The 1,945-nt window shown below is 67.6% G+C and carries 2 protein-coding genes; one reads left to right on the top strand and one right to left on the bottom strand.

The genetic code is table 11. The annotated features are described in order from the left end of the window. The first annotated feature begins 242 nt into the window (after positions 1-242). Complete coding sequence (locus tag ACFWBN_RS39800; protein ID WP_385186739.1) at positions 243-1,457, top strand: IS110 family transposase; 1,215 nt, start codon at positions 243-245, stop codon at positions 1,455-1,457. Here the strand turns inward: ACFWBN_RS39800 and ACFWBN_RS39795 are convergent. Further along, the coding region (locus ACFWBN_RS39795) for a hypothetical protein (protein ID WP_385186736.1) at positions 1,454-1,945 on the bottom strand (492 nt) is incomplete at its 5' end. The genes ACFWBN_RS39800 and ACFWBN_RS39795 overlap by 4 nt on opposite strands.

Below are 1,945 nucleotides of genomic sequence, written 5' to 3'. Positions count from 1 at the left end.
CCCCCCGTTACCGTTTTCGTGGCTCCGCAATGGGGCTACCGGCCTTCGGGTCCGGCATGACTTCCCCCCCTTGTTGTTGATGATCCGGGGGGTGGTGTCACCGGGCCCGGAGGCATCGACGGACCGCTGATGAGGGGCTTGAGCACCGGCTTCACCCGAGCCGGAAGAGCTCTCCGTAACGTGGGTGTGGCAGCTCGATGCCGAGGCAAGGCCGGACGAAAGCGTGATGGAGGGGCCTGCACGTGATCGACACCGGCGACATCGACGTCTTCCTCGGCCTGGACGTCGGCAAGGGCGAACACCACGCCACCGCCGTCACCCCGGCCGGCAAGAAGGCCTTCGACAAGCGGTTACCCAACACCGAACCAAAGCTCCGCGAGCTGTTCGCCAAGCTGCAGGCCAAGCACGGAACAGTGCTGGTCGTGGTCGACCAGCCGGCCTCGATCGGCGCCCTGCCGCTGGCGGTCGCAAGGGACATGGGCTGCCCGGTCGCCTACCTTCCGGGCCTGACGATGCGGCGAATCGCCGACCTCTACCCCGGTGAGGCCAAGACCGATGCGAAGGACGCGTTCATCATCGCGGACGCCGCCCGCGCTATGCCCCACACTCTGCGGGCCATCGACGGCGAGGACGAGACCATCGCCGAGCTCGAGATGATCGTCGGCTTCGACGACGACCTCGCCGGTGAAGCCACCAGAGTCGCCAACCGGCTCCACGGCCTGCTGACCCAGATCCACCCGTCACTGGAACGGGTGCTGGGACCGAGGTTGCAGCACCCCGCCGTCCTGACACTGCTGGAACGGTTCGGATCACCGGCCCAGATCCGCAAGGCCGGCAGGCGCCGGCTCGTCACCTTGCTGCGGCCGAAGGCACCGAGGATGGCCGAGCGACTGGTCGAGGAGATCTTCGCCGCTCTGGACGAGCAGACCGTCACGGTTCCGGGCACCGAGGCAGCCGCGCTGATCGTCCCGAGCCTGGCCGGATCCCTGAGCGCTGTCCTTGACCAGCGGAAACTGCTGGCCGCACGGATCGAAGAACTGCTGGAGGCTCACCCTCTTTCGAAGGTCCTGACGTCCATGCCCGGCATCGGCGTCAGGACCGGAGCCAGGATCCTTATCGAGGTCGGCGACGGCAGCACCTTCCCGACCGCAGGCCACCTCGCCGCCTACGCCGGACTCGCGCCCGCGACCCGCAATTCAGGGTCCTCAATCCGCGGCGAACAGCCCTCCCGAAGAGGGAACAAGCAGCTCAAGCGGGCCTTCTTCCTCTCCGCGTTCGCGGCCCTGGGCGACCCGGCATCGCGGGCCTACTACGACAAGAAGATCGCCCAAGGGAAGCACCACACTCAGGCCCTGCTCTGCCTCGCCCGGCGCCGGGCCGACGTCCTCTTCGCGATGCTCCGCGACGGCACCTTCTACGAACCGCAGCCTGTTCAGGCCGTCGCTCCGCAGACCTAGACCATGGTCAGGAGGTCGTCCGTGGGGCCGTAGTCGATCTTCCAGTCGGCATAGACCCCCGCGGCACCGTCCTTCCGGCACCGCAGCCCAACGGTCACCCAGCGAACCAATCCGTCGTCGGCCAGGGAGAACGCGACCGCGATCTCGAACTCCTCGCTCCCGCACGGGCAGCAGGCCTCGCCCGGATCCGCATCCCCCCAGAACTCCTCGCTATCCGCGATGAACGCACGGCCGCCGCAACCGGCGCACACCCGCTCGGCTCCGCCCTCGACATCGTCGACGAGCACGGAGAACACACGCCCGCCACACCCCTTGCAGACGGAAGGAACGATCTTCACCGGACGGCCGTCGGCGGCGTTCCGGAGAAACACCGCGAGCTCCGCAGAGACACCCTCGCCAACCTGATCATCAGCATGCACAGGCACATCGTTCCAGACGCCCGAACCAGCACCCATCCACCTTGACCAAAGTGATAGGGGCACCCCCCC

Origin of the sequence: Streptomyces sp. NPDC059989, from assembly GCF_042736975.1 — a bacterium.
Classification (GTDB): Bacteria; Actinomycetota; Actinomycetes; order Streptomycetales; family Streptomycetaceae; genus Streptomyces.
The sequence above is the reverse complement of the archived record's forward strand: the minus strand, read 5'-3'. Positions and strand labels throughout refer to the sequence as shown.